Below are 23,432 nucleotides of genomic sequence, written 5' to 3'. Positions count from 1 at the left end.
CGTATGACCACACCCAAACCAAGTGGTCTGGACATTACCGTAAACTGCGATCGGGTATGTTGCAACTAGCACCGATCAGACACAAACCCACTCCGCAAAATTCGCTGTATGTAGGCATAAAAAAAGTAGTCTTACAAAGACTACTTTTGCATCCTATAATAAGTGCCAAGGAGCGCAGATGAAATAATTTCCACCGCTAAGCATGAGAACCCTTTCTCTACTTCGAGAAACTCTTCGAGTTACACGCTAGCTTGAACACTCGATGGACTCTGCATACTGATTTCTCCTGACTTCACAAATCCGTAGTAAAAAGCGACGGCAGCAGTAAGGGCATTGAGCCAGATATTATTTCCAAAAAGTGGTGTAAGCCCGAACAAGGTATTTGCAAATGGCAGCAATCCTAAGATTGCACCTGCTGCATAAAGGATAGCGAAGATGCGATTGAACACAATGGCTCCGCTTAAGCTAGTAAATGCCGCAATTCCCCAAACACCCACTAAAATGCCAATTGCATTATGAAAATAGTTGGTGGGGAATACCCCGAATATATAGCCAAAGCCTGGTACGGAGGTAAAGTTCTCAGAGGGAGTGAAAAAAGCAGGCACAAATCCAGCTACGCCAAGTAACAAGAAAAGGAGACCTAGACTCAGAGCACCGTAACGAATTGAGGAATTTGAAGATGTTGATGTTTGCATGGCAGTATTTTGATTTTCAAAAATTTTTCGTGTGGACTAAACAAGTGTTTTACTGCTGTTAGAGAAACACAAACAGCTTGTAACTGACCATTCAACTCCTAGCGAGCGAGGTGGAGTACATCTCGAAGAACGCTATAACCAGCCATATCCCAAAGAAGATAGGCGACAAAACCAAGCATTGCTAGACGACCGTTCCATAGCTCTTGCTGCGGGTTCCAACCAAAAATCCAGGCATTGCGATCGGCACCGTTATAAGCCGGAGCGATCGTAGGGACTTGATCGGTATTGATTGTTGAACTCTTCGTTGAAGTCTTCATAGTGGTGAGTAGTTTTTAACTATTCTGTTTCGATTTCATGGTATCGAGTATATTTACTGGTATGGTCTACCATTAGACTTAAATTCTCTCTATATCTAAAGATTGGATTGGTAAGGCTCAACTGTTAATAATGAGCATAAAAAAGTATCCTTGTTTACAGACAATATAGGCGAGGCAATCCCGAACTCTTACTCTTGATGATTGACTTTAGAATCGATTGGAAGTTTAATTGCGTCAGTATGGGGTAGCATTCCTTGAGCATCGCTAGCGGGTACGTCTGGATTGTGGTGAAGATTAAGGACACCTTTTTCCGTCTGCTCCCCATCTGCCGAATAAGAGCCTGCAATGGTTGAAGATCCAACAGTTTTGGTCTCACCTGTTCGGTTGCGGATGAGAAATTGGAGGCGATGGGATGAGCGATCGCTTCTCCCTATGGGTTTGTGCTGGTTCCTGCGGTAATGTTGGCATCTAAAACAGCCTTTTCACCCGCATTTGCGGGTGCAAAAAGTTGAGCCTGTTGAGATGCGTTAACTTCTTGATTTGGCTCAAGTGCTTGATTAGGCATGGATACGCTACTCATTTCTAATTTCTCCGTAAATCAGTTAAACAATTACTGCGGTATCAATCTCTCCCCTTCCACTTCCACTGACTTCAGAACCTATCACCATCAGCCACAAGTGCGGTGAAATACTTATCGAAAGCCTGAGTTTCAAGGCTTTTGCTTCAACCTGCATTCAACGTACTCAAGCTTAAACTCTTACTGAGCAATTCTTTTCTTCTTAACACTATCTCGATTACCATTGTCACCTCATCCTACTGAGGACACAACCTATTATAAAGCCACTTTGAAAAAACGAATACAGTCGCCTTTGCTTTACGATCCTACCTGAGAAGGACGTTGTAAAAAGCACGAGCTGTTAATCTTATTAGGTAGAGCCAAGAGCCATCGTTATCTAACTTTTAATAACATTTCCGACTCATTATTTGGACTGCAAAATACTAGGAGAAAAGGAAATCGCGGCTACGCTAAGCCCCCTTACCCCTATGCGCTATCGCTAACGCGAGGCTAACGCCAACGCGCAGGCTTCGTCAACATGGAGGGGGCAGAAGTTGTTTCGCTTCTATTCAACAAAGCCTGCCGACCCAGGCCAAATTGAGTCCGCACAGGCGGGCTTGGTTTGGGGAGCATCGAGACTTCCAGTTTGTGGGCGATTTGCTACCGCCACGCGAGAGAGATTTTTTGAAATTCTTAATCGCCTGAAGAAGCAAGTTTGGATACCCTATCAAACGACTTATGAATATCAACAAAATCGCCTCTAGGTTATAGTCGCCGATTACCTGAAAGCTAATCAACCAACCGTTATTTATTTTCATCTTTTCAGATCAGCTTGCGATCGCAGTTTCTTGCCTTCCGGCATACCCCCGAAAGCACCTTCCTTTTTTACCTTACAAGGAACGCTCACTATGGCTAATCGAGAACATTTTGCTTATCTAGTGCAAGATGTCATTTGCTCTCATTGGTGCCGGGAGAAAAATTCACTGTTCACAACAGGAGAAGCAAGGGCATCATGCTAAAGCAGAAAACCGACATCGGTTCGCGATTAAGCCGAAGGCACCTACTTGGAATGTTTTTGGTAGGCATCACTGGGGCGATTGGATCGGCCTGTACCACCAACTCTATGGAGAGAATTACATCAATGAGAACAGACAAACCACAAAATCAGGATCAGGCATCTATGAACGGACGCCTGCTGGCACGACCAACGCAGCCTACGGGAACGGCACCAAGCGGTCTGCAACCTTTAGGACTTTCGACCAAGCGCGACGGACTCCTCTACGTGCCTAAAAATTACCAAGCTTCCCGACCCGCACCACTGGTGGTGATGCTGCACGGCGCAGGCGGCGACGCACGCGGCGGTCTGACTCCGTTCCAAAACCTTGCCGATGCCACTGGACTCATCCTGCTGGCACCTGCCTCGCGCCGCCAGACGTGGGATGTGCTCGTCGGTGGGTACGGCCCCGATATCGCCTTGATTGACCAGGCGCTGGCGCAGACGTTCAGCCGCTACGCTGTAGACCCTACCCGCATTGCGATCGAGGGCTTCTCGGACGGGGCTTCCTATGCCCTAAGTGTCGGCATCACCAACGGCGACTTGTTCAGCCATGTCATAGCGTTCTCGCCGGGGTTTATGGCACCAGCTTCACAGGTTGGCGAACCGCGTCTGTTCATCTCGCACGGCACGCGAGACTCTGTTTTACCGATCGATCCTTGTAGCCGTAAGATAGTGCCACAGGTGCGGGGTGCTGGCTACGATGTGGTTTATCGGGAGTTCGACGGCCCCCACACAATTCCCCCTGCGATTATAGACTCCGCACTGGACTGGTTCACGGCATAGCAGGCTATTCTCGTAGAATCTAAATTTGTCAATTCTCAATGAACACAAAAGGCACAGTAGGATTCGACATCATCAGCACCTGCTTCAGTTTGGAAAAGCCTCTCTCGATCACGTTGGCATCAGTTGCTGAATGCGCTGTGGTTCCTCTCCCAGCCAATCTAGATTCTGGGCAGTGCTGTCGAAAATTGATGAGGTTTTGAATGGCTCAAACTCGCCGCGTGATGCTGCTTCTGCCGTTTTTGCTAACAGCGATCGCACCTGCTCGTCATTCATTGGCTGGAACGTCCGCACCGCCTCAAACGCTTGATCGAGAATCTCCATGCTGTCAATTCCCGTAATCACAACCGATGTAGGTAGATTCAGCGCATAGTGCAGACACTCAATTGGCGTTACCGTATTTGACCGTAACAAAATCCCGTTTGCCATGCTTTTCATGCCAAGAATGCCGATGTCCTGTTTAACCAGTTCTGGCACAACCAGCTTCGCAAAGCTTCGGTAGTGTGCATCCATCACATTCAGCGGCAACTGAGCTGCATCAAATTTAAACCCATAACTAGCTGCAACTTCCAGCATATGCAGATGAATCTGGGGGTCTTTGTGTCCGGTGAAGCCAATATATCGGAGTTTGCCAGCTTCCCGCGCCTCAATTAAGGCAGCATTTGCCCCTTCTGGGTCGAAAACTCGATGCGGGTCCTCGAACCGGAGGATTTCGTGGTGCTGGACGAGATCGATGCAATCAACTTGCAGGCGTTGCAGTGATTCGTCTAGCTGTCTTGCGGCTTCTTTCTTGGAGCGACCGTCAATTTTCGTCATCAGGAATACTTTGTCTCGGTAGCCATCGCGGAGAGCTTTCCCCATGCGAATCTCGCTGGCTCCACCGTTGTAATCCCAACTGTTATCCATAAAGGTGATGCCGCGGTCGATCGCAGTGCGAACAATCCGGATACCCAGTTGCTCATCAACATACTTCAATCCGATGTGCCAACCACCCAATCCGATCGCAGAAACCCTCTCTCCTGTGCTGCCAAGAGTTCGGTATACCATTTCTGAGTTTGACGTACTTTCTGACATCTGTTCTCCTTGTTTTGCAGCTATTGCTTAAGTGCATATAGCTATGAGCAAATTCAAACGCAGGGAAACGTTTACAACATCTTGCTAGAGACACACTAAAACTGAGTATTGGCAATTTAGGAGGTGTGAGGTACACGGTTGAGTTGATGCGTTATGCGATCGATCGTGAAGAGGAGATGCCCGACTTCTCTAAGAAGTCGGGCATCTCAACTGATTCATAATCCACGCTCATCGCGTTGGATCGTCACTTACCTTAACAATCAGCTTGCCAAAGTTTTTCCCCTGCAGTAAACCAATGAAGGCGTGGGGAGCATTTTCCAAACCATCTACAACGTCTTCTTTATACTTGAGCTTCCCTTCCTGCAACCACTTAGAAACATCGTTTACAAACTCTGCCTGACGGTGTTGGTAATCTCCCACAAGAAAACCTTTAATTAACGCTCGTTTAACCAACAATGGCATCAAATTAGGGCCAGGAGGAGGAGTTTCTGCGTTGTACTGCGAGATTAAACCAACCACTGGTATTCTTGCCCCAAGATTAATCTGCTGCAACACGGCTTCTAAAATTGGACCCGCCGTATTGTCAAAGTAAACATCGATTCGGTTAGGACAAGCAGCTTTCAGTGCTGAACTGAGGTCTTGAGTTTTGCGGTTAATACAGGCATCAAACCCTAATTCTTTCACTACGTAATCGCATTTCGCCTCATTCCCAGCCACCCCCACCACCCGGCAGCCTTTGAGCTTGGCAATTTGTCCCGCTACAGAACCGACTGCGCCAGAGGCAGCAGAAACAACAACCGTTTCGCCTGCTTGTGGTTGCCCAATATCAAGCAGCGCAAAATATGCCGTCATTCCAGGCATCCCCGTTATGCCCAACGCATAGGAGATGGGTGCTTGATTGGGGTCAAGCTTACGCAACGTTTCGCCTTTCGATACGCCATAAGCTTGCCAGCCGTCATAACCCAGCACAAAATCTCCGGCTGAGAATTGGGGATGGTTCGATTTCACCACTTGGCTGACTGTGCCACCGACCATCACGGAACCCAATTCTGCCGGAGAAGTATAAGATTCGCGATCGTCGCTCATGCGTCCGCGCATATAGGGGTCGAGGGACAGGTAAATCGTGCGGTTGAGAACTTCGCCTTCCCCTGGTTCTGGGATTGGGGTTTCGACTAGGGCGAAATCACTCTCTTTGGGTTCGCCAACTGGGCGGCTTTTGAGTAAGATTTGTTGGTTAATTGAATTAGGCATTGATGGTTCCTATTTTTTTCCAATGGGTGGAGCATCGATTAGTGCTATACTAAGCTGGACAATCATCTTAACAAGCCTACTAACGATTGCAGTTGATAATCACTGGCTCAACATCTTTCATCAGACATAATTAGAGAGCATTACCGAACGCGATCGGCAATACGTTCAATATTTACGACAGGACGAACTATGGAAGCATTGATTGAAGAAATTGTACGCAAGCTTCATCATCTACCTGAAGTAAAAATCCTAGAGGTACTAGATTATTAGAACGGCTATCCGACAGTTGGACAGTTGCGTGGTGATGGGCACCAGCTCCAAGTCACCTCTCAAAAAGGTTGCTATTTAACCGTTCAACAATGAAACAATTAAAACTATTTTTTTAGGAAATTTATGACAACATTGTTAAATGAGATTGCTCACTGTCCTCACGTAAATTTTTGTATTCAAAATCCATCAGTTGACCATCCATGTCGTGAGATTGTTTTTTCCCAATCATCTTCTACCCTGAACGAATACCAAGTACCTGAACCGTGGAGCGGATGTATAGAACAAGCTCCTATCTTATTTCTAAGCTCCAATCCGTCCATTAGTTCAGTTGAAGACTATCCACGTTGGTCATGGTCAGATGATGCCATTGATGATTTCTTCAATAATCGCTTTGGTGGTGGACGCAAGGTAGGGATTAAAGATGGCATAAAATCGCTACAAAAAGATGGAACGTATAGTGGTGGTGTTAACTTTTGGAGTGCGGTTCGACAAAGGGCTGCCGAGCTGTTTCAGCGTAATGTCACTCCTGGAATTGACTATGCAATTACTGAAATAGTGCATTGTAAGTCAGTAAAGGAAATTGGTGTCAAAGAGGCGCAAAACCAGTGCGTTCAGAGTTACTTGCAAAAAGTCTTGCAAATGGCAGCAGCACGGGTTGTTGTAGTACTGGGAGAGCGGGCAAAAAAGGCAATGCAAGATGAGTTCAATATCCCTAAAGATGTTTCTCTGTTCGGACCGATAGCGATCGGTGGTCGAGAAAAGCTGATTACTTTCCTTCCTCACCCAAGTGCGTTTGGTATTAAAAAATTTGCTAATTGTCTAAAATATGATGAACTTGAAAGCTTACGTGCATTTTTACGTTAGTCCAAATACAAAAGCAAAATCCTTTCCATCACGGAACCCAATTCTACCGCAGAAGCATAAGATGCTCGATCGCTCATATGTCCGCGCATATAGGGGTCAAGGGACAGGTAAATCGTGCGGTTGAGAACTTCGCCTTCCCCTGGTTCTGGGATTAGGGTTTCGACTAAGGCGAAATCACTCTCTTTTGGTTCCCCAACTGGGCGGCTTTTGAGTAAGATTTGTTGGTTAATTGAATTAGGCATTGATGATTCTTATTTCTTCCAATGCGTTGAGCATGGATTAGTGCTGTACCAGGCTGGACAATCATCTCAACAAGCTTACTAATGATTGAAGTTGATGATCGCTAGCTCAACATCTTTCATCAGACATAATTAGAGAGCATTACCGAACCTAATTTGCAATACATTTAACTGAAAGATTATGACCACGATCGAATCGAATAAACAAGTTGTATTGAAGTACGTTGAGGCATTCAACCGAGGTGATTTAGAAGCACTTCAGGAGCTTTTTACTCCAGACGCATTAATTCAAGGCGTTTTAGGGTGGGGTAAATTGGCTAAGGCTATGCCGATTTGGAAGGAGCTTCACGAGGCGTTCGCAATCAATTTGACTGTGGAGGAAATTATTGCGGAGGGCGATACAGTTGCAGTGCGTTACACTGAGCGTGGATCGTTTGTCGGTTCCTTCCGAGGGCAGGAGCCAACGGGTAAATCATTTGAACTTGTGGCGATGGAATGGTTCACTCTGCTTGATGGGAAGATTCAGCGCCGTTGGGGTGCTCGTGATGCTGCATCCCAAGCCCGCCAACTCGGTATGAACCTTGGATAATGAACTTCATCTAATACTGTTTATGGTAACGATCGCGAAAACAAGCAGTCAAAGCGATGCAGAAGCTGGCAGTATTCGGTGGAACAGGGATTATTGGGCGTGGCATCACTGAATATCTTGATACTCAGGATGATTGGCAAGGCATTGGCGTTGCCCGTCACCCATCCTCACCGTCGGACAAAGACGATCCGTAGGTCGATCGCTCAGCAATTCGATCGCCATCCGGTTGCTCTTGGCTCCCCATCTCATTATTTTGCCGTGCGGCTTTGTCACTCAAAAAAGTTAACAGCGAAGGCGATAAAGATGAGTGGCTGTCTTTTCCAAAAGCGCGTTCAGTACCAATGCCACCTGTTCCAGGTAACAACCGATTTAACCAACCGATCGCAGTGGTAGAAAGCCCTGGAAAAAGAGCATAGAGTCTGGCACTAAACCAAGTCCAAAGTGGCACAATTACCTCTGCATCACCCCGTCGAAATCCCGCAATCGTCTCACGAGCAACCTTTTCGGCACTCGTCGAGATTAAAGGCAAGGAATCAGCAATGCTGAACCAGGTAAACTCCTTGCGGTGCTGACCTTTGAACATAGCGTGGTCTATCACGCCCGTGCGGATGAAACCGGGACATACCGTTGTGACAGCAATCCCGTCCTTTGCCAGTTCTGTCCGCATCCCTTCCGACAAACCGGTTAAGGCAAATTTGCTGGCGCAATACGCCAACATATGCGGAGAAACTACCTTGCCGCCGATGGAAGAGATATTAACGATGCGTCCAGCCTGTCGTTGACGCATTTCCGGGAAAACCGCATAAGTAGTGTATAGCGGTGCCCAGAAATGCAGCTTCATCAAATCGTCATAGTCCTCGATCGTCAATACGTCCATTGGCCCCACAAGGTCGGTGCCTGCGTTGTTAATGAGGATGTCGATCTGACCGAAGCGATCGCGCACCTGCTGCACCATCTGGTCAACCTGGGAGCGATCGGTGACATCACAGGGAACAGTCAGCACCTCTCCACCGCACTGCTCCAGCTCGACACGCGCCCTTTCGAGTTCTGCGCGATCGCGGGCACAAATTGCCAAACGCGCTCCTTGCTGCACCAACTGGCGTGCCATAACCAAACCAAGTCCGCGAGAACCACCCGTAAGCAGCACCGTCTTGCCTGTGAGATCGTATTGACGTTCGCGCCACGATCGCACCACCCAAAGCACGACGAGCAAAGCGCCCACGCCAACTGCCAAAAGAATAAGAGGATTCTGATAATCTATATAGAAATTCATGATTAAAACTCAAATGCTGATGTATTGTGAAGCGCAGTCTACCTTATTACCTGAACCTGATCTAGCAATCCTAAATCATTTGTGAATTTCTTACTCCCTTCCCTTACTAAGGGGAGGGTTGGGGTGGGGTAAAAAATTTACGACTCCTGCAAGGATTGCTATACTAAAACCTTAAACTTCTGCTCTCCTCTGACTAAGAGGTTGTCATATTTGAGCTAATGCTGTGTCTAATATAGCAATCCTAAATCATTTGTGAATTTCTTACTCCCTCCCCTTGGTAAGGGGAGGGCTGGGGTGGGGTAAAAAATTTATGGCTAAAATTAGCAATACCTATCTACCTCTTCGCTTTAAGTTGTTAGCCATACTTTTTTATTCTAAACAGAAGCTGCCCTCAAGGGAGAACTTCTGTTTAGAAGCTGCTGTTATGGCGATCGCCACCTACTAGAGTGCGGGAGCTAAAAAGCTATTCTCTTATTGCACAATCAGTTCCCCCCTCAATAAAAAGCCATCGAGCTACTTACCGGCGAATGCTTTGTCTTGTAATGAGAGGGTTGGCTGTTATTGCAATTAGGTTGCCATTTCTTGCTGAATCCTGCTCTTGGCAGCTTTAAACTCGGTTGCCATTTGCTCTTTTTGCTCGTCGCTGCAATTGTTGTCAATCGCCGAGAACATGGTAGATTCTTCTTGGCGAATGTGGTCGCCAACCGCCTCCATCAGGTCTTTAATTTTCGATCTAAACTCGTCGGCATTAGTGGGGTCCATAGCCTTAATTTCATCGAGCATCTGCTTCATTTGCGCTTGCTCATCGTACAGTTCTTGAGTGTTGTCATCACCGTAGAACGAGCGAACTTTGGGATAGACGACTTCTTCTTCAGCTTGAGCGTGTACCAACAAATCTTTGTAGAGTTGTCCGAAATACTCTTGGAGCTTTTGAGGATCTTTAGTAGCTCCGATTTCGGTGAAGATAGTATTCGTCTTGTTGTGATCCAGCCGGATGAGGGTCTGGATGTTCATATCTTGTTTGTCACTGTTTTGGGTGGCTATGCTGCCAAATACACCCGACAATGCAGCAACTCCATCTTGCACCCGGGCCCAGAGTCCCTGGTCGGCGTCTTTACCAGTCATTTCGCGGACACCCACCAATTCGAGCATTCCTTTGAGTTGTTCTTGGTGAGCGCGACTTTCAAAATTGACGGTATTCAAAGGGCCAATTGCCACTTCAATATCAGCTCCCACCTTCTGAGCGGCTTTGTGAATAATGATTCCACTCATGGCTTGAGCATGCTTCATCAGTTCGTGGTGAAGGAGTTTCTGATAATACGTAAACTCCTCGCCTGACATCATCTTCTCAAACTGCGGAATAAATATCTTGGTCGCAGCACTAGGTTCAGCTTGAATGCCGTATTGAACGATCACCGTCTCTATAATGCCCAGGTTTTTCTGGTCATCTTCAAGCATATTCTGGAGACGCTTGCGAACATCGTCATCAGGGCAGGCATCTATTAGCTTTTGATCGTTGGAGATAATTAAATTTTGAAAGGCTTTCAAGTCTGCCAATCTTTCGCCGATCGCAGCCCGTTTTGTATCGTCTAACGTTGTAACCATGTTTAGTTATCCTCGGTTAAATAATCTGATTGATACTGTTGTTATCCTGTTTACCAGGCGATTTTTGCTCGGCTTTATTTGCAAATAAGGCAGTGTCTCGACCAGGTTATCTGCTGAGCTACCTTTCACCTGCATCACAAATTTGCGCGATTTTCAAGAATCTGTTTAACGGGAGTCAGTCCCTTGATTTGGACTTCCAACAACCTTGGGAGCCGCTCCAGGAGCTTCAGGTTCACTACCGGGACTAACGTCAGTACCGGACTGTTGGCCGGTCATGCGATATCTCTCATCAAGTGGAGTTTCACCCTCTTCTGTGGTCGGTATACTTGTTTGGGTTCCAGGATTATCTTGAGGGTCATATTTTGCATCATCTTGCCGAGTATCTGGAGGATTCTGTGATGTCATGATTTGCACTTGTTTTTGACCTTACTCTACAAGGCTATCATTCAGTTTCAAGTAGGTGTTCTATCCTTAGACATGACTCGTTCTACCACTAATTCTAGAGGAAGTCTTGATGGAGAAAAATTGGACAAAATATGTATGTTGCACAAAATATGTATGGGCAATCATTCTCCATCGGGCTTAACATTTGCTGTACGCCCAACACCGCTGTAGAAAATCATCCGTACTTTTCCCCGCTGTATCGATTACCGTGTGTTGCCCTGTGCTTCGGTGTCCCGATCGCGGCGTCCCAGCAGGGTGCCAACAGCGGTAAGAACCTCCGGCACTGCGAGTACAATGGAGGCGATCGAGCAAACCGTCGCAACTTGGCAGTATTCACAAAACGCCTTGTTCTCGCTCCATTCCTCACGAGCTAACTCGACATTGGTCACTCCGTCCAAGACGAGCTTGATACCCATTGCAATGGGTAGCAAAGGGTTGCGCCTAGCGCGGTCTAGACCACCAGCAGCAGCTACCCAAGCAGTGAGGGCATAATTAGCCACCATTATTGGCCGGTCGGGTGAGTTGAATTTGTTGTAAGCGTAATTAGAAGCATCAACGCGGTCTGCATCGAAAAGCTTTTGTCCTGGCGGATCGGGTAGGTGATTAACGATCCCAGTCTGGTAGAGTGTGACGGCTTGTCCCATCGAACCCCCAAGCATAGATAAGCCGATAATCCATCGCCGACGGGTCATGTGAGGGTTCTTTCCTTGACGCAGCTCCTCACTCAGTTGTTTTGCGTCCATAAAGCGCAATCCTCAATAATAATAATGTATGCGTTAACGGTCAAATCAGCGATACACGAAGCGGTTCACCAAAAACGAATAGGATACGCACTAGGAACCCAATTCAACGACGCGATCGTCCTGCGCTGAGAGTGTATAGATTTCCAATCATTTTATGGATTCAGTTTGATGCGTACCACTTACCTAAGAGGTACTTTAAATAAAGCGCTGTATTTCAAGCTCTTGTATACAAAAGCTTGAACTCGGTTAATATTAATAAGTCCTTTCTTTAGGTAGACCCTCAGACCAAGTAATAGCATTAAAGTTTAAGAGAGGGCTTTTTAGTGAATTAAACCTTTTTATGGGGAAAACGAATAAGAAATTTTTTCTGAGTAAAAACGGTTTCATCTTTAAAAAGCTCCCCAAGAGGTTATCTTAGGGAGCTTTGTTAGTCCTTCTAGCAGGTTTGTAAAGTCGATGGTTTCCTAATTACTTTCCCAACACCCGGTAAAAGATCAGAAATCACTCTCTAGGTAAAGTCATGCGACTCTAATCCTCAGTAGGCTTTTGTAATTTACGACCTGCCAAGCATTTTGAAATAGCTTTCCCAAAATTGCTTCTGGGCTTCGATTGACTGACGAGCTACCATAGCCTGAAATTCCAGAGAACTCGTGACCACCTGTTCCTGAAATTTCAGCGTGTTAGCGACACTATCGCGGACGTTGGGCATATTGGAACTTGGCATATGTGGCATCATGGATGTCCAGCTAGTAAAAATCCCTGTCTGCAATTCGCTTAACTGTCTTAGGTATTGTTGGAGGTTACTATTCCAATCCATCATGTTTCTCCTTTGATTGGGGTATTAAATACTGATTGTCTTGTCTGCAAACAATCAAGTTGATAATCAATTATAGCCTGTATAGTCTGCAAGGGATAATAACCATGTTTTTTAAGCGCACTTGTAAATAAGATTTGTATGATAAGCAAGCTGTAATCACTACCTAACAAGCCTTACAGCTTGTCAAAAAATACATTTCAACGCCTATGCAACCTGGGCAATAAGGTTGAGTTAGTTCCATCAAAGCCTAACTACTGATGATTGTGCCGATTTTCGATTTTCGATTTTCGATTTTCGATGGGGAGGAGAAGATGCTTCCGGATTCAGGCGTGGGGATAATCCAAAATCCCCAAATCCTGAAATCAGTAATCCAAAATCTGCAAGATCCCGGCTTCATCTCCGGAGCTTTAGTCAAAGGAACAATGCAAAATCTAAAATCCCAAATCCCAAAGTGTTTGGCTTGAGATTGAGCTTGGAGAAATGACGAAAACTTCCTGATACTACTACTGACGGAATCCGCTTCCACAAGCATCCCGCTTGAACTTGGTAGCGCTTAATAACGCGAGAATTAAAAGATAGTGAGGATGTATGCAAGAAGCCTATATTGTCTCAGCATTACGCACGCCGCTCGGTCGGTTTGGAGGTGTCTTTACGGACTTTTCCCCAGTGGATTTAGGGGCACACGCCATGCGAGCCGCCTTGGAGCAAGCCGGAGTATCGGGTGACGCTTTAGACCTGTACATTTTTGGCAACGTACTTAGGGCAGGTCACGGACAGTTATTGCCCCGTCAGGCAGCTTTCAAAGCCGGAATACCGGATACAGTGAACGGGTATGCCGTAGACATGGTGTGTTCGTCGGGAATGATGAGCGTGATGAACGCCGTCACAGCTATCCGCGCTCAAGAAGCCGAAATCGTACTGGCGGGCGGCATGGAAGCTATGTCTCAGACTGGATTTTTCTTATCCCACCGAGCCAGATGGGGGTACAAATTACTGCTAGGTTCGCCAGAGCAACTCACGGATATTTTGCTCCACGACGGACTCACCGACGCCACCACCTCCGAAACAATGGGAGAGCAAGCTGAACGGCTGGCAGCAGCTTACCAGATCACGCGCCCTGAGTTGGACGAAGTTGCCTTCTATTCACAAGCTAGGGCAGCGATTGCAACCGAGCAAGGTTTCTTCAAGAAGGAGATCGTACCCATTGAGATCAAAGGGAAGAAAGGTCCGCAAATCGTGGATAAAGATGAGGGAATCCGCCCCGAAACCACGTTAGAGAGCCTTGCCAAACTCAAGCCTGCTTTTGGAGAAAATGGAGTATTCACTGCGGGCAACAGCAGTCAGATATCGGATGGAGCAGCAGCGCTAGTCTTAGCAAGCAAAACGGCCGTGGAACACTACGGACTTAAACCAATAGCACGGGTAATTGGAGGAGCGTCGATAGGTGGGGAAGCTTGGCGATTCCCCGAAGTTCCCATCCTGGCAGTCAACAAGCTTTTAGACAAGCTCAAGATGAGAATCTACGATTTCGATGTGTTCGAGAACAATGAGGCGTTCGCTTTAAGCAGCGTGCTGTTCAACCGGACGCTGGGCGTTCCTTACGAAAAGCTCAACGTCTATGGGGGAGCGATCGCTTTGGGGCATCCCATCGGGGCTTCTGGGGCGCGAATCATCGTCACGCTGCTCAACGCCTTGCAGGAGCGAAATGGGCAGCTAGGACTGGCATCTGTGTGTCATGGCACTGGCGGCGGTACTGCGATCGCAATTGAGCGGCTTTGACAAGGAAAAAGGCGAAAGGAATAGGGAAAAATTGTTTTCTTGTTCCTTTTGCCTTTCTCCTTTCACCTTTTTCTTTTTCCTCCATACAGTGGAAGAGTGGCTTATGACATCTTTGGGACTGGAAGATAAAGTCGTTTTAGTAACGGGCGGTAATCGAGGGATAGGAGCGGCGATCGTTAGTCTGTTGCAGGAGTTGGGAACTCAGGTAGCTTACACCTACCGCAGCAGTAGTGAGGATCAGCATGGGGCTTTGGCAATCCAAGCCGATGTGACTGACAAGGCAGCGATGGAGGCAGTGGCACAACAGGTTGAACAAAAACTAGGGTCAATTTACGGGATTGTGGCGAATGCTGGGATTACCCGAGACAACTTCTTTCCCAAACTAGCGATAGAAGACTGGGACGCGGTAATCGACACAAACTTAAAGGGAGTCTACAACACACTGATGCCCGTTATCCCCAAGATGTACGAGCGGGGAGAAGGCTCTGTTGTCTGCATCAGCTCGATTTCGGGTGAGCGGGGAAACCTCGGTCAAACTAACTACGCCGCATCCAAGGCGGCTGTAATTGGTTTAACCAAGTCCCTAGCTAGAGAGGCAGCTCGGTACGGGGTACGGGTCAACGCTGTGTCACCGGGATTTATTGAGACTGATATGGTTAAGTCGGTTCCAGACAAAGTGAAAGAGCGTATTGTGTCTGAGATTCCGCTGCGTCGCTTCGGCAAGCCTGAAGAGGTTGCTTGGGCAATTGCGTTCCTGCTCTCGCCGATCGCCAGCAGCTATGTCACGGGCGAAGTTCTCCGAGTCAACGGTGCTCATCACACTTGACGGCAATGGCGATCGGCACAGGGTTGAAAATTCAGAGTAATAAAATTAGATAAAATTGGAGCCAAGCATGAAAACAGCGATTGAAGAGCGGCGAATCAATGTCCGCGGTTTAACCACCCGCTACTTTTCGGCGGGTAATGATGGCTTACCGTTAGTGCTGTTACATGGAGATAGTGCCAGCGCTCTTGATTGGTCTTGGGTGCTTCCCAAACTCGCAGCTACGCATCAGGTGTACGCGCCAGATTTTCCAGGTTTTGGCGAGAGTGCTAAACCCAACCGCGAGTATTCACTAGAGTTTTTCAAACAGTTCCTAAGCGATTTTCTGGACGCGCTTGGAATTGAGCGGGCGGTGCTAGTGGGCAACTCGCTAGGTGGGCAGGTTTCCCTGCGCTTTGCGCTGTCCCATCCGGAACAAGTGGCGGCTTTGGTACTGGTAGACAGTTCCGGGCTAGGTAACGCGGTCACTCCGGCTTTGTCCCAGTTAACTGTGCCTTTGTACGGGGAGACTGCGATCGCCTGGTGCCAAACGCCTCTTGGCGCGAAGCAGCGGTCTTTGTTACGGACCTCGCTGCTTTTTGCCCACCCCTCAAAGGTTCCCGATGTGTGGCTGGAGGAGCAGGAGCGAATGGCGCAAATGCCTGGTTTTCTTAAAGCCACCGTGTCCTCGCTGCGTGCCCAGCTTAATGTATTTGGACAGCACCAGGTATTGCTCGACTCTCTACCGCAGTTGCAGATGCCCACTCTTGTCGTTTGGGGTAATGATGACCTGGTTTTGCCCAAAAGCCACGGTCAAGATGCCGTCAGTCGCCTAAAGCAAGGACAACTCGCGTTGATACCCGACTGCGGTCACCTACCCCATGTCGAGCGTCCCGAACTCTTTACTGAGGAGTTAAGTAAGTTTCTCGCTGGAGTTGGGTTTTAGCAGCCCCGCAATGTTTGAGCGGGAACTCAAGACCTCACTTTCGGATGGTATTCTTCCGCCCCTTGTCGGAAGTAGCCAACTATACAACCTTAATTGATGGCCTATTTCTGAACCGAGCGAGAACTCATCCAGAGGGAACAATTTCTGGGATGCCCGGACGCAACTGCGCTCGTGTTTTCCAAAAGCAGCAACATCCACTGCGACAGAGATTAGCTGATGTTGGAAATTCTCTCAAATCTACGGCAAAGTCTGTCTCCAATATCCAGTAAAGCAGTAAAGGAGCAATGAAAATGGTATCGACTATTGATGACACCAAGCGCCTTGCGATCGCCACAAAGCTGGCAGATATGAAAGCGCTACAAAATCTGCTGATTAGCAACGAGGAGAAATTCATTCAGGATTGTACTGATGATGAGATTCGCAAGCGGCTACAGGATATGCTCGAAGACGATCGCAAAAACCTGGGCATTCTCGATACTGCGATCGTTCAGTACGGTGTCCAGAGCGAGCTTAAGGAAACAACCCAGAAGCTCGTAGAGCAAGTTGAGAAACTAATCGAAGGCTCAGAGCTAACTTTGTTTGAAAAAGTATTTGAGCAAGAATTGCTCAAGCACAAGCAGACGATGACTGGGCTGCTAATTCACAAAGCTGCTCAAGTTGTTGGTGCGGATATTGAAGCTGCGATCGCTCCTTTAAATGCAGTTAACTTTGAAAACTGCGCTCATCAAGAGCAACTCAAAGGAATTCTGGAAATTCTAGGCGTTCGCGAATTGACAGGACAAGAGCCATACCAAGGATTGTGGGGACGGGTTCAAGATGCTGTCGCCGCCTTATCAGGCGTGGCGGGTAGTGTGATAACGCGCACCGATGATGAGATGAGTATCCGCGACCTCCTCCGCATGGATCATACTAAAGCCGATACCTTATTCGCGGAAATTTTAGGTGCTGACGAACCTCAAAAAATTGCAGAGTATTTTGGACAACTCTACAAAGATATAAAAGTTCACGGTACAGCCGAAGAACAAGTTCTCTACCCGGCAATTCGTCCGTATTACGAACACACGCAGGAAATATACGAGCAAACCGATGACGTGATGGAGATGTTAGATGAAATTAAGCCTTTAGAGCCAGCTTCATCTGAGTTTAAAGCCAAAATTGAGCAGTTAAGAACTGCGACGAGAAATCACATAAATCAAGAAGAAAAAGATATATTCACCCTAATCAGAGACAACTTCAGCCACGAGCAGCAGAAGCAAATGGCTACCGAGTTCAAAACCGTTAAAAGCCAACTACAAGAGCAAATGGCTGATTCCACTAGCGTAACAGCAAACTAATCAAAGACGAAGTGAAGAGCTAAGCAAAACTTAGCTAAGTTTTGACATTTCTAACCCTCAAGTGAAACTTTTCATCAAAAATCATTTTGGGACTTTGTGTAATTATGAACAATCCAATGACGTGGAAGTACATATTTCAACTCAAGGCTGCGATCAATTGGATCGAATCTCTGGCTTTGTTGTTTGCCGACCGATGGATTCGCGAGTTTCTTGGTGAGAAACCCCTCACCAATCCTGAGTATTTACAACTGTTTGTCGTGTTGGTATTTGTTATCGGAATTGGCTATTGGTGGGTCAGTCAGGACATCTCCCGCAATCGCGAAATTGTAAAACTTGGAATTTACGCGCAATGTTCCGTCTTCGTTGTGCTAGCTTATCAAACTTTGGTAGGCAATGTTCACCCATTTTATCTAATCCCGGGTGTGATTGACCTTATCTTTGCCATTCTCTTCGGCCTGTTTCTCTACTCCTATGCTCGGACTAAACCGACTTTTGAGTGACCATATATAACCCTTAACAAGAAACTTTGTATTGGATCTTAGAGAGGAGTGAATGTTAGAGACAAACCTTTAGCTTCGTTTGGTAAAGATAAGCCTATTAAGTTTTGAAATTCGGTTATAAGCTTTTTGTAATTGGTGTCGGGTCTGGAGGATTTCCCACTTCCTAACCGGCGGCTAGTTATGGTGTTCGTGTCGCGATCGCAGAACAGGATTCACTAGGCGGTACTTGTGTCCTCCGAGGCTGTATTCCTGAAAAACTGGCCTTGCATAATAGACGGATGAACTGTATTCACGCTTCTATCCAACAACGCGCGGCAAAAATGGCGATCGGCGCGGCAAACACAACTACTTTTGGCGTGACTGTGGTAAACAATTTATTTAATTCTATTCTACTAAATGATATCGAACCTCCATTAAAAAGCAATGCTTGATAATGTATGTCAACGGCAATGGTTTTCGGCTGAAGGGGTAAGAAAAGAGCTAGGAGGTAGAGCGGATAAGGGTTCCGCCCTTATAACTCGCTGATAAAAGCGGCTTTTATGGGGGGATTTACTGGTTAATTCTGCGGTGCATTGGTGATATTGTTCCAAGTTTTTTACCCAGTTTTCTCCACCTAAGCCCACCCCAAATGTACTGCGTCTTCGATAGATTCTCCCGGCTTCTTTGGGACGACAGACATATTTTTGTCCCTGATGTCTGTTGATTTCATCCCCTTGCAGGGTTGACTTTAAATAAGCTAGAGACATCACCAAAATCATTGAGTTCAATCGGTTTCCTCTTAATCCAGTGCCTTCTAGATTATAGCCCCCACTTTTACAGTCTCGGAACATTGTTGACACTATCCTCTACGCGGCTTGTCACCCAACCCGTGACATTATCGCTGGAGGGGCAGGGCGGGCGATGGATCTAATTCAGCGGCTCTCACCCCAATTAATGGATACCTTGCTGCTGCAATTCGGAGCGGGCTTTAAGCTGCAGAAAACCAGCGAACCGAAGTCCGAAGATGCTCCAGATAATTTATTTGAGCCGATCGCAGGCTTCGATCGCGTTGAGGGAGATTTTAGCAAGCAATCACGGGCGAATAGCTATTCCACCTGGCTGGAAACCCATCCCACGGCAAAGTGGGGTGCGATCGCCGTTACAGCGCTGGGAGCCTTCGGGTTCGCCCTGCTGGCAGTGTAAGCCTTCAATTTGAATAGACTTATTGCAGAAGTGGGAACTTCTTAACAGGGAACAGGAAACAGAAGTGCCTATCCCAAACATTTGCAACAGCTCTAATCTTTCTTGAGGGGAAAAGGCTCATTCATAAGACAAACTCAATCCCGAACAAGCGAGCCCGGGGTTGCCGGCGCGCCAGCTTGGACGAGATGGCGACCACTTCTTATCCTGTTTGGCATAACTCTCTCGATCGGCTGAGTGTAGGCTACGGGATTAATGCCATTAATAAAGATTGGGCAACACCCCTTCTCCAAACCGATGAGGGACAAAAACAGCTATCGCCTGAAAATCGGGCGGTTGCCGTTACCGAGGACTTGCTAAAACTGGGGCGTAAGGCGTTTTACTCGGAAACCTTTGGGAATGAAGTCTTTCAAAAGGATGCGGTTGGTGCTCTTGATAGCCCAATTAACCCTGTTACCCTTCAGAATTCTTCAACAAAATTGACCCCACGCCCGGTGAACCCGGTTTAAACCAAACTATCAGGATGTCCGGTTAAAAGAATCACCAAGAATCGGATCACTGATAAATAAAACTGATTTAGAGGATGAAAAATAATGCAATTGAAGCCAATCAATCAGCAAGTTGTTGCCGTCGTTGGAGCTTCCAGCGGCATCGGACGCGACACCGCTCTTCAGTTTGCCAAGCGAGGGGCCAAGTTAGTTGTCTCCGCTCGCAGTGAGTCGAAGCTAGCCTCCCTAGTGGATGAGATTCGGGGCTTCGGTGGTGAGGTAACGGCTGTAGTTGCCGATGTGTCGGTGTTCGAGCAGGTCAAAGCGATCGCAGACCGTACCGTCGAAGTGTATGGGCGACTCGATACGTGGGTGCACGTCCCTGCTGTCGGCATTTTTGCCACATTCGACAACACCACACCCGAAGAGTTTAAGCGCGTTATTGATGTGACCTTAATGGGGCAGGTATACGGTGCAATGGCGGCGCTACCCCATCTCAAGCGTGAGGGACGGGGGGCGCTGATCCACATCTCTTCAATGGAAGGTGTGCGAAGTCTCCCTTACCAAAGTGCATACTCCGCCGCCAAGCACGGCATTGAGGGATTCATCGAAGCTATGCGCCTGGAGTTGCAACATGAGAACATACCTGTCAGCGTGACGAGCGTGAAACCAGCGGTCATTAATACACCCTTCTGGAACAATGGGCTCACCAAGCTAGGCGTAAAGCCAGGAGGGATACCGCCCTACTACGACCCCAGGTTGGTAGCTGACGCCATCCTCTACGTTGCTGAACACCCAACTCGTGACTTCTTGGTTGGGGATTCGGCTAGAGCTCTAGCTGCGTTACAGCGGCTTTCACCCGAAGTGGCAGATGCCTTGTTGCTGCTCATCGGCTTCCAGGCTCAACGCAGCAACGAGCCGAAGTCTCCAGACGATCGGAACAACCTTTACGAGCCTGTCCTAAACGATACCAGAGTTGATGGAGACTATGGCAATTTAGTGATACCGAGCGTTACTGACTGGCTGGCTAAGAATCCCGCTCTCCAGTGGGGTGCGGCTGGTGTGATGGCTTTAGCTTTGCTGGCAACACAAGGCTTCAACAAGGAAGAGTGAATTGAGGATGAAATCAGCAACGCCCGTACATCAACAAATGTGAGTTAGAAAGTGTTGCCTCATCAAATAGTTAGGTAGATTTGAACGTTTCTGGGAGGGTAGCTAATCAAAAATTAGCTTGATCTGTTTTATACTCAGGGTTTTATTGATGGACGAGGGAACTAACTTATCGATCTGCCATCTACAGCACTGTTGTAGAAGTGGTAGATCGATGGTATCCCTCATCTAAAACTTATTAAAACTGTGGTCACTTTCAACTAATGCCATTTCAAGCGCGAGTATTTGTTTGTTAGCAGTGTGGCTAGAGTTGTAATAGAGGCTTGAACGGGGCTATTAATTTAGCTTTAGTCTCACAAGAAAAAGTAAGGATGCGTCGTTCTGAATAGACGCCTGGCCAGTAGAAGGAGCCGACTCCCTACCCTGAAGCAAGAAGTAATTTTTAAGTGTACAAGATGTCGATCTTGTCCCTTTCATATCAATATTATGTAGCAGATGTAAATATGTGGGAAAGCTGGTTCGATTTCATCAAGTCTGCAACAACTCCCGCAACACCTGCTGCGGTCAAGGCTACTCAAAATCAAGCCGAGTTGTGGGAGATTTACCTGAAGGGGCTGCAAAAGTTGACTCAGCTTTGGGCAGAATCACTACAGCAGTCACTAGAGAGCGGAACCGGAGGAGTAGGGGGTTACGCTGAAGCATTGATTGAGCTCAGCAGCCTCTACTGGAATATGTATGAAAAGACATTTGGTAGCGTTCTGCAAAGCCCAAACTTGGGGTACGCTCGTGAGTTCAACAACAAACTGCTTAAAAGTTTTGATGCCGGGATCAACTTTTCTAAGGCAAATTTTGACTATCAGATATTGCTACTTGATGTCTGGCTGAAAGCTTCTGAGGAGCTGATGCGAGAGTTAGCCTCTTCTGAAGAAAAGGGCGAAACGGTTCAGAACTGGCAGCAGTTACTCCAAGTTTGGAGTAGCGTATTTGACGGAGTATTTCTACAAAGGTTCCGTGCAGAAGATGCTCTTGAAGTTAGAGGAAATTTTTTGAACTCCGCCATGATATACAGGCTTTACCAGCAACAGCTCACGGAAGTGTTTCTGAAGATGTATGACCTGCCAACTAGGAGTGAAGGAGACGAGATTCACCACAGCATTTACGAGCTGCGTAAGGAAGTTAAAAGCCTTAAAAAAACCTTGGCAGAATCTCAGCTAAAAAGTTGAAGTATAAACTATGAAAAATTCGATGGCGTGGAAGTACGTATTTTTGGGCAAGGCTGTAATAAATGGGGCTGAATCTGTCGGGTTACTGTTTGGCGACCAATGGATTCGCCAGTTGCTTAATCTGAAACCTCTCGCCAATCCCGAGTATTTACATATGTTTATTGTGTTGATATTCATTTTCGGGATTGGCTATTGGTGGGTGGGTAACGACCTTTCCCGCCAGGATATCGTGAAACTTGGAATCTGCGCCCAATCCTCAGTTCTCCCCGTGCTGGCTTATCACACGGCGATCGGCAATCTTCACCCACTCTATTTAGTTCCGGGTGCGATCGACCTTGTGTTTTCGATTCTCTTCGGCCTGTTTCTCTACTCCTACAATGAGGCTAAGCCAGCTCTGGAGTGACTATTCGCAAGGAATTCAGAATATCAATATGGTAACGAGAGAGCTAACCCAAAAACTGGTCAAGAGCGTCGAGATTTTCACCCGCCTGCGGGAGGAAGATATTCAAGTCGGGGTGACTCCCAAGGAAGAAGTTTACCGGGAAGATAAGGTACTGCTGTACCACTTCTCGCCGAAAGTTGAGCATTCGCTGAATATTCCCATCCTCATCGTTTACGCCCTGGTTAATCGTCCCTACATAGTCGATTTACAGGAGGGGCGATCGCTCGTTGCGAATTTGCTAGAGCTTGGTTTGGATGTTTACCTGATTGACTGGGGCTATCCGAGTCGCGGCGATCGCTGGTTAACTCTTGACGACTACATTAATGGCTATATCAACAACTGTGTGGATGTGGTACGCGATCGTCACAACTTAGAACAAATCAACCTGTTAGGCATTTGTCAGGGGGGAACCTTCAGCCTTTGCTACAGTTCCCTTTACCCAGAGAAGGTAAAAAACCTGATTACTATGGTCACCCCCGTCGATTTTCACATCAATGAGGGACTCCTCAATGTTTGGGGTGGAAGCACTCTGGGGTCAAAGGCTGTAGATATCGATTTAATCGTGGATACTCTAGGGAACATTCCCGGCGACTTCCTGAATTGGGAGTTCTTGATGCTGAAGCCTTTTCAGTTAGGAGTTCAGAAGTATATTGACCTTCTGGACAACATCGATTGTGAAAGCAAACTAATCAATTTTCTCCGGATGGAAAAGTGGATTTTTGATAGTCCCGACCAAGCTGGAGAGGCTTACCGACAGTTCATGAAGGATTTCTATCAGGGAAACAAACTGATTCAAGGTCAGGTCGAGATTGGCAACAAGCGAGTGGATCTGGGAAACATCCGCATCCCGATTTTGAACATTTACGCCGAGCAAGATCATCTCGTTCCTCCAGCCTCTTCCTTAGCTCTTAAGACATACATTGCTAGCGAAGACTACACCTTGCGCTCCTTCCCAGTGGGGCACATCGGGATGTACGTCAGCAGTAAAGTGCAGCGAGACCTTCCTCCAACTATTGTCGATTGGCTTAAGATGCGGGCGTAGAAAATGGATGCTG

At 47.1% G+C, this 23,432-nt stretch carries 27 protein-coding genes; 16 read left to right on the top strand and 11 right to left on the bottom strand.

Annotation, left to right across the window (positions count from 1 at the left end; translation table 11 throughout):
• Positions 1 to 239: 239 nt before the first annotated feature.
• The 3 genes from QUA47_RS13865 to QUA47_RS13855 all read right to left on the bottom strand — a co-directional run bounded on the left by QUA47_RS13865 (position 240) and on the right by QUA47_RS13855 (position 1,592).
• Positions 240 to 695, bottom strand: coding sequence for a DUF4383 domain-containing protein (locus tag QUA47_RS13865; RefSeq protein WP_333431162.1), 456 nt, complete (start codon positions 693 to 695; stop codon positions 240 to 242).
• Positions 696 to 793: 98 nt separating this feature from the next.
• Positions 794 to 1,012, bottom strand: coding sequence for a chlorophyll a/b-binding protein (locus QUA47_RS13860; RefSeq protein ID WP_190655924.1), 219 nt, complete (start codon positions 1,010 to 1,012; stop codon positions 794 to 796).
• A gap of 430 nt (positions 1,013 to 1,442) precedes the next feature.
• Positions 1,443 to 1,592, bottom strand: a complete 150-nt coding sequence (locus tag QUA47_RS13855) for a hypothetical protein (protein ID WP_333431161.1) — start codon at positions 1,590 to 1,592, stop codon at positions 1,443 to 1,445.
• Between the two features lie 530 nt (positions 1,593 to 2,122).
• Between QUA47_RS13855 and QUA47_RS31000 the strand changes: the two genes are divergently transcribed.
• Positions 2,123 to 2,332, top strand: coding sequence for a PIN-like domain-containing protein (locus QUA47_RS31000; protein ID WP_445302512.1), 210 nt, complete (start codon positions 2,123 to 2,125; stop codon positions 2,330 to 2,332).
• Between the two features lie 377 nt (positions 2,333 to 2,709).
• A complete protein-coding gene (locus QUA47_RS13850; RefSeq protein WP_333431160.1) occupies positions 2,710 to 3,408 on the top strand; it encodes a PHB depolymerase family esterase in 699 nt (232 codons plus the stop codon).
• Between the two features lie 108 nt (positions 3,409 to 3,516).
• Here QUA47_RS13850 and QUA47_RS13845 read toward each other — a convergent pair whose 3' ends face one another.
• Both QUA47_RS13845 and QUA47_RS13840 read right to left on the bottom strand, forming a co-directional pair.
• Positions 3,517 to 4,479 carry an aldo/keto reductase gene (locus tag QUA47_RS13845; protein ID WP_333431159.1) on the bottom strand — a complete coding sequence of 321 codons (963 nt, stop codon included), beginning with the start codon at positions 4,477 to 4,479 and terminating at the stop codon, positions 3,517 to 3,519.
• A 228-nt stretch (positions 4,480 to 4,707) separates the two neighbouring features.
• Positions 4,708 to 5,730 (bottom strand): NADP-dependent oxidoreductase, encoded by a 1,023-nt coding sequence (locus QUA47_RS13840; RefSeq protein ID WP_333431158.1) that lies wholly within the window; start codon positions 5,728 to 5,730, stop codon positions 4,708 to 4,710.
• Between the two features lie 393 nt (positions 5,731 to 6,123).
• Here QUA47_RS13840 and QUA47_RS13835 point away from each other — a divergent pair, with 393 nt between their 5' ends.
• On the top strand, positions 6,124 to 6,864 hold the full coding sequence (locus QUA47_RS13835) for a uracil-DNA glycosylase family protein (protein WP_333431157.1): 741 nt from the start codon (positions 6,124 to 6,126) through the stop codon (positions 6,862 to 6,864).
• Here the strand turns inward: QUA47_RS13835 and QUA47_RS13830 are convergent.
• On the bottom strand, positions 6,861 to 7,106 hold the full coding sequence (locus tag QUA47_RS13830) for a hypothetical protein (RefSeq protein ID WP_199300869.1): 246 nt from the start codon (positions 7,104 to 7,106) through the stop codon (positions 6,861 to 6,863). The genes QUA47_RS13835 and QUA47_RS13830 overlap by 4 nt on opposite strands.
• A gap of 178 nt (positions 7,107 to 7,284) precedes the next feature.
• Here QUA47_RS13830 and QUA47_RS13825 point away from each other — a divergent pair, with 178 nt between their 5' ends.
• Positions 7,285 to 7,692 (top strand): ester cyclase, encoded by a 408-nt coding sequence (locus QUA47_RS13825; protein WP_333431156.1) that lies wholly within the window; start codon positions 7,285 to 7,287, stop codon positions 7,690 to 7,692.
• Between the two features lie 157 nt (positions 7,693 to 7,849).
• Here the strand turns inward: QUA47_RS13825 and QUA47_RS13820 are convergent, their stop codons facing one another.
• The 5 genes from QUA47_RS13820 to QUA47_RS13800 all read right to left on the bottom strand — a co-directional run bounded on the left by QUA47_RS13820 (position 7,850) and on the right by QUA47_RS13800 (position 12,577).
• Positions 7,850 to 8,965, bottom strand: a complete 1,116-nt coding sequence (locus tag QUA47_RS13820; protein ID WP_333431155.1) for an SDR family NAD(P)-dependent oxidoreductase — start codon at positions 8,963 to 8,965, stop codon at positions 7,850 to 7,852.
• A 567-nt stretch (positions 8,966 to 9,532) separates the two neighbouring features.
• The gene (locus QUA47_RS13815) at positions 9,533 to 10,570 is read right to left on the bottom strand and encodes a hemerythrin domain-containing protein (RefSeq protein WP_333287812.1); all 1,038 of its coding nucleotides are present in this window, start codon (positions 10,568 to 10,570) and stop codon (positions 9,533 to 9,535) included.
• 165 nt (positions 10,571 to 10,735) lie between these two features.
• Positions 10,736 to 10,975, bottom strand: coding sequence for a hypothetical protein (locus tag QUA47_RS13810; protein ID WP_190655907.1), 240 nt, complete (start codon positions 10,973 to 10,975; stop codon positions 10,736 to 10,738).
• 242 nt (positions 10,976 to 11,217) lie between these two features.
• Positions 11,218 to 11,757 carry a vitamin K epoxide reductase family protein gene (locus tag QUA47_RS13805; protein ID WP_333431154.1) on the bottom strand — a complete coding sequence of 180 codons (540 nt, stop codon included), beginning with the start codon at positions 11,755 to 11,757 and terminating at the stop codon, positions 11,218 to 11,220.
• Positions 11,758 to 12,310: 553 nt separating this feature from the next.
• Positions 12,311 to 12,577, bottom strand: coding sequence for a hypothetical protein (locus QUA47_RS13800; RefSeq protein WP_333431153.1), 267 nt, complete (start codon positions 12,575 to 12,577; stop codon positions 12,311 to 12,313).
• 585 nt (positions 12,578 to 13,162) lie between these two features.
• On the opposite strand from QUA47_RS13800, the gene phaA reads away from it, so the two are divergent.
• The 12 genes from phaA to phaC all read left to right on the top strand — a co-directional run bounded on the left by phaA (position 13,163) and on the right by phaC (position 23,419).
• A complete protein-coding gene (gene phaA / locus QUA47_RS13795) occupies positions 13,163 to 14,353 on the top strand; it encodes an acetyl-CoA acetyltransferase PhaA (RefSeq protein WP_333431152.1) in 1,191 nt (396 codons plus the stop codon).
• A 103-nt stretch (positions 14,354 to 14,456) separates the two neighbouring features.
• A complete protein-coding gene (phaB, locus tag QUA47_RS13790; RefSeq protein WP_333431151.1) occupies positions 14,457 to 15,179 on the top strand; it encodes an acetoacetyl-CoA reductase PhaB in 723 nt (240 codons plus the stop codon).
• A gap of 67 nt (positions 15,180 to 15,246) precedes the next feature.
• Entirely contained in the window at positions 15,247 to 16,101 is an 855-nt protein-coding gene (locus tag QUA47_RS13785; RefSeq protein ID WP_333431150.1) for an alpha/beta fold hydrolase, read from the top strand.
• Positions 16,102 to 16,391: 290 nt separating this feature from the next.
• Entirely contained in the window at positions 16,392 to 17,435 is a 1,044-nt protein-coding gene (locus QUA47_RS13780) for a hemerythrin domain-containing protein (protein ID WP_333431149.1), read from the top strand.
• Positions 17,436 to 17,539: 104 nt separating this feature from the next.
• Positions 17,540 to 17,935: a hypothetical protein gene (locus QUA47_RS13775; protein WP_006634073.1), complete on the top strand. Its 396-nt coding sequence runs from the start codon at positions 17,540 to 17,542 to the stop codon at positions 17,933 to 17,935.
• A gap of 278 nt (positions 17,936 to 18,213) precedes the next feature.
• On the top strand, positions 18,214 to 18,366 hold the full coding sequence (locus tag QUA47_RS13765; protein WP_333431169.1) for a hypothetical protein: 153 nt from the start codon (positions 18,214 to 18,216) through the stop codon (positions 18,364 to 18,366).
• A 469-nt stretch (positions 18,367 to 18,835) separates the two neighbouring features.
• Positions 18,836 to 19,117 (top strand): hypothetical protein, encoded by a 282-nt coding sequence (locus tag QUA47_RS13760; protein ID WP_333431148.1) that lies wholly within the window; start codon positions 18,836 to 18,838, stop codon positions 19,115 to 19,117.
• A gap of 185 nt (positions 19,118 to 19,302) precedes the next feature.
• Positions 19,303 to 19,623 carry a hypothetical protein gene (locus tag QUA47_RS13755; RefSeq protein WP_333431147.1) on the top strand — a complete coding sequence of 107 codons (321 nt, stop codon included), beginning with the start codon at positions 19,303 to 19,305 and terminating at the stop codon, positions 19,621 to 19,623.
• Between the two features lie 84 nt (positions 19,624 to 19,707).
• Positions 19,708 to 20,715 carry an SDR family oxidoreductase gene (locus QUA47_RS13750; protein ID WP_333431146.1) on the top strand — a complete coding sequence of 336 codons (1,008 nt, stop codon included), beginning with the start codon at positions 19,708 to 19,710 and terminating at the stop codon, positions 20,713 to 20,715.
• A gap of 452 nt (positions 20,716 to 21,167) precedes the next feature.
• Positions 21,168 to 21,935 (top strand): poly(R)-hydroxyalkanoic acid synthase subunit PhaE, encoded by a 768-nt coding sequence (locus tag QUA47_RS13745; protein ID WP_333431144.1) that lies wholly within the window; start codon positions 21,168 to 21,170, stop codon positions 21,933 to 21,935.
• A gap of 10 nt (positions 21,936 to 21,945) precedes the next feature.
• Positions 21,946 to 22,338, top strand: a complete 393-nt coding sequence (locus QUA47_RS13740) for a hypothetical protein (protein WP_333431143.1) — start codon at positions 21,946 to 21,948, stop codon at positions 22,336 to 22,338.
• Positions 22,339 to 22,366: 28 nt separating this feature from the next.
• Positions 22,367 to 23,419 carry a class III poly(R)-hydroxyalkanoic acid synthase subunit PhaC gene (gene phaC / locus QUA47_RS13735; RefSeq protein WP_333431141.1) on the top strand — a complete coding sequence of 351 codons (1,053 nt, stop codon included), beginning with the start codon at positions 22,367 to 22,369 and terminating at the stop codon, positions 23,417 to 23,419.
• The last annotated feature ends 13 nt before the right edge of the window (positions 23,420 to 23,432 follow it).

The sequence above is a fragment of the Microcoleus sp. MON2_D5 genome (assembly GCF_036701905.1).
Lineage (GTDB): Bacteria > Cyanobacteriota > Cyanobacteriia > Cyanobacteriales > Microcoleaceae > Microcoleus.
The sequence above is the reverse complement of the archived record's forward strand: the minus strand, read 5'-3'. Positions and strand labels throughout refer to the sequence as shown.

What these genes read in the sequence shown, in the direction of transcription:
- QUA47_RS13865 (WP_333431162.1), bottom strand. Translation starts at nt 695, where the DNA reads ATGCAAACATCAACATCTTCAAATTCCTCAATTCGTTACGGTGCTCTG.
- QUA47_RS13860 (WP_190655924.1), bottom strand. Translation starts at nt 1,012, where the DNA reads ATGAAGACTTCAACGAAGAGTTCAACAATCAATACCGATCAAGTCCCT.
- QUA47_RS13855 (WP_333431161.1), bottom strand. Translation starts at nt 1,592, where the DNA reads ATGAGTAGCGTATCCATGCCTAATCAAGCACTTGAGCCAAATCAAGAA.
- QUA47_RS13850 (WP_333431160.1), top strand. Translation starts at nt 2,710, where the DNA reads ATGAGAACAGACAAACCACAAAATCAGGATCAGGCATCTATGAACGGA.
- QUA47_RS13845 (WP_333431159.1), bottom strand. Translation starts at nt 4,479, where the DNA reads ATGTCAGAAAGTACGTCAAACTCAGAAATGGTATACCGAACTCTTGGC.
- QUA47_RS13840 (WP_333431158.1), bottom strand. Translation starts at nt 5,730, where the DNA reads ATGCCTAATTCAATTAACCAACAAATCTTACTCAAAAGCCGCCCAGTT.
- QUA47_RS13835 (WP_333431157.1), top strand. Translation starts at nt 6,124, where the DNA reads ATGACAACATTGTTAAATGAGATTGCTCACTGTCCTCACGTAAATTTT.
- QUA47_RS13830 (WP_199300869.1), bottom strand. Translation starts at nt 7,106, where the DNA reads ATGCCTAATTCAATTAACCAACAAATCTTACTCAAAAGCCGCCCAGTT.
- QUA47_RS13825 (WP_333431156.1), top strand. Translation starts at nt 7,285, where the DNA reads ATGACCACGATCGAATCGAATAAACAAGTTGTATTGAAGTACGTTGAG.
- QUA47_RS13820 (WP_333431155.1), bottom strand. Translation starts at nt 8,965, where the DNA reads ATGAATTTCTATATAGATTATCAGAATCCTCTTATTCTTTTGGCAGTT.
- QUA47_RS13815 (WP_333287812.1), bottom strand. Translation starts at nt 10,570, where the DNA reads ATGGTTACAACGTTAGACGATACAAAACGGGCTGCGATCGGCGAAAGA.
- QUA47_RS13810 (WP_190655907.1), bottom strand. Translation starts at nt 10,975, where the DNA reads ATGACATCACAGAATCCTCCAGATACTCGGCAAGATGATGCAAAATAT.
- QUA47_RS13805 (WP_333431154.1), bottom strand. Translation starts at nt 11,757, where the DNA reads ATGGACGCAAAACAACTGAGTGAGGAGCTGCGTCAAGGAAAGAACCCT.
- QUA47_RS13800 (WP_333431153.1), bottom strand. Translation starts at nt 12,577, where the DNA reads ATGATGGATTGGAATAGTAACCTCCAACAATACCTAAGACAGTTAAGC.
- phaA (WP_333431152.1), top strand. Translation starts at nt 13,163, where the DNA reads ATGCAAGAAGCCTATATTGTCTCAGCATTACGCACGCCGCTCGGTCGG.
- phaB (WP_333431151.1), top strand. Translation starts at nt 14,457, where the DNA reads ATGACATCTTTGGGACTGGAAGATAAAGTCGTTTTAGTAACGGGCGGT.
- QUA47_RS13785 (WP_333431150.1), top strand. Translation starts at nt 15,247, where the DNA reads ATGAAAACAGCGATTGAAGAGCGGCGAATCAATGTCCGCGGTTTAACC.
- QUA47_RS13780 (WP_333431149.1), top strand. Translation starts at nt 16,392, where the DNA reads ATGGTATCGACTATTGATGACACCAAGCGCCTTGCGATCGCCACAAAG.
- QUA47_RS13775 (WP_006634073.1), top strand. Translation starts at nt 17,540, where the DNA reads ATGAACAATCCAATGACGTGGAAGTACATATTTCAACTCAAGGCTGCG.
- QUA47_RS13765 (WP_333431169.1), top strand. Translation starts at nt 18,214, where the DNA reads ATGAACTGTATTCACGCTTCTATCCAACAACGCGCGGCAAAAATGGCG.
- QUA47_RS13760 (WP_333431148.1), top strand. Translation starts at nt 18,836, where the DNA reads ATGGATCTAATTCAGCGGCTCTCACCCCAATTAATGGATACCTTGCTG.
- QUA47_RS13755 (WP_333431147.1), top strand. Translation starts at nt 19,303, where the DNA reads ATGGCGACCACTTCTTATCCTGTTTGGCATAACTCTCTCGATCGGCTG.
- QUA47_RS13750 (WP_333431146.1), top strand. Translation starts at nt 19,708, where the DNA reads ATGCAATTGAAGCCAATCAATCAGCAAGTTGTTGCCGTCGTTGGAGCT.
- QUA47_RS13745 (WP_333431144.1), top strand. Translation starts at nt 21,168, where the DNA reads ATGTCGATCTTGTCCCTTTCATATCAATATTATGTAGCAGATGTAAAT.
- QUA47_RS13740 (WP_333431143.1), top strand. Translation starts at nt 21,946, where the DNA reads ATGAAAAATTCGATGGCGTGGAAGTACGTATTTTTGGGCAAGGCTGTA.
- phaC (WP_333431141.1), top strand. Translation starts at nt 22,367, where the DNA reads ATGGTAACGAGAGAGCTAACCCAAAAACTGGTCAAGAGCGTCGAGATT.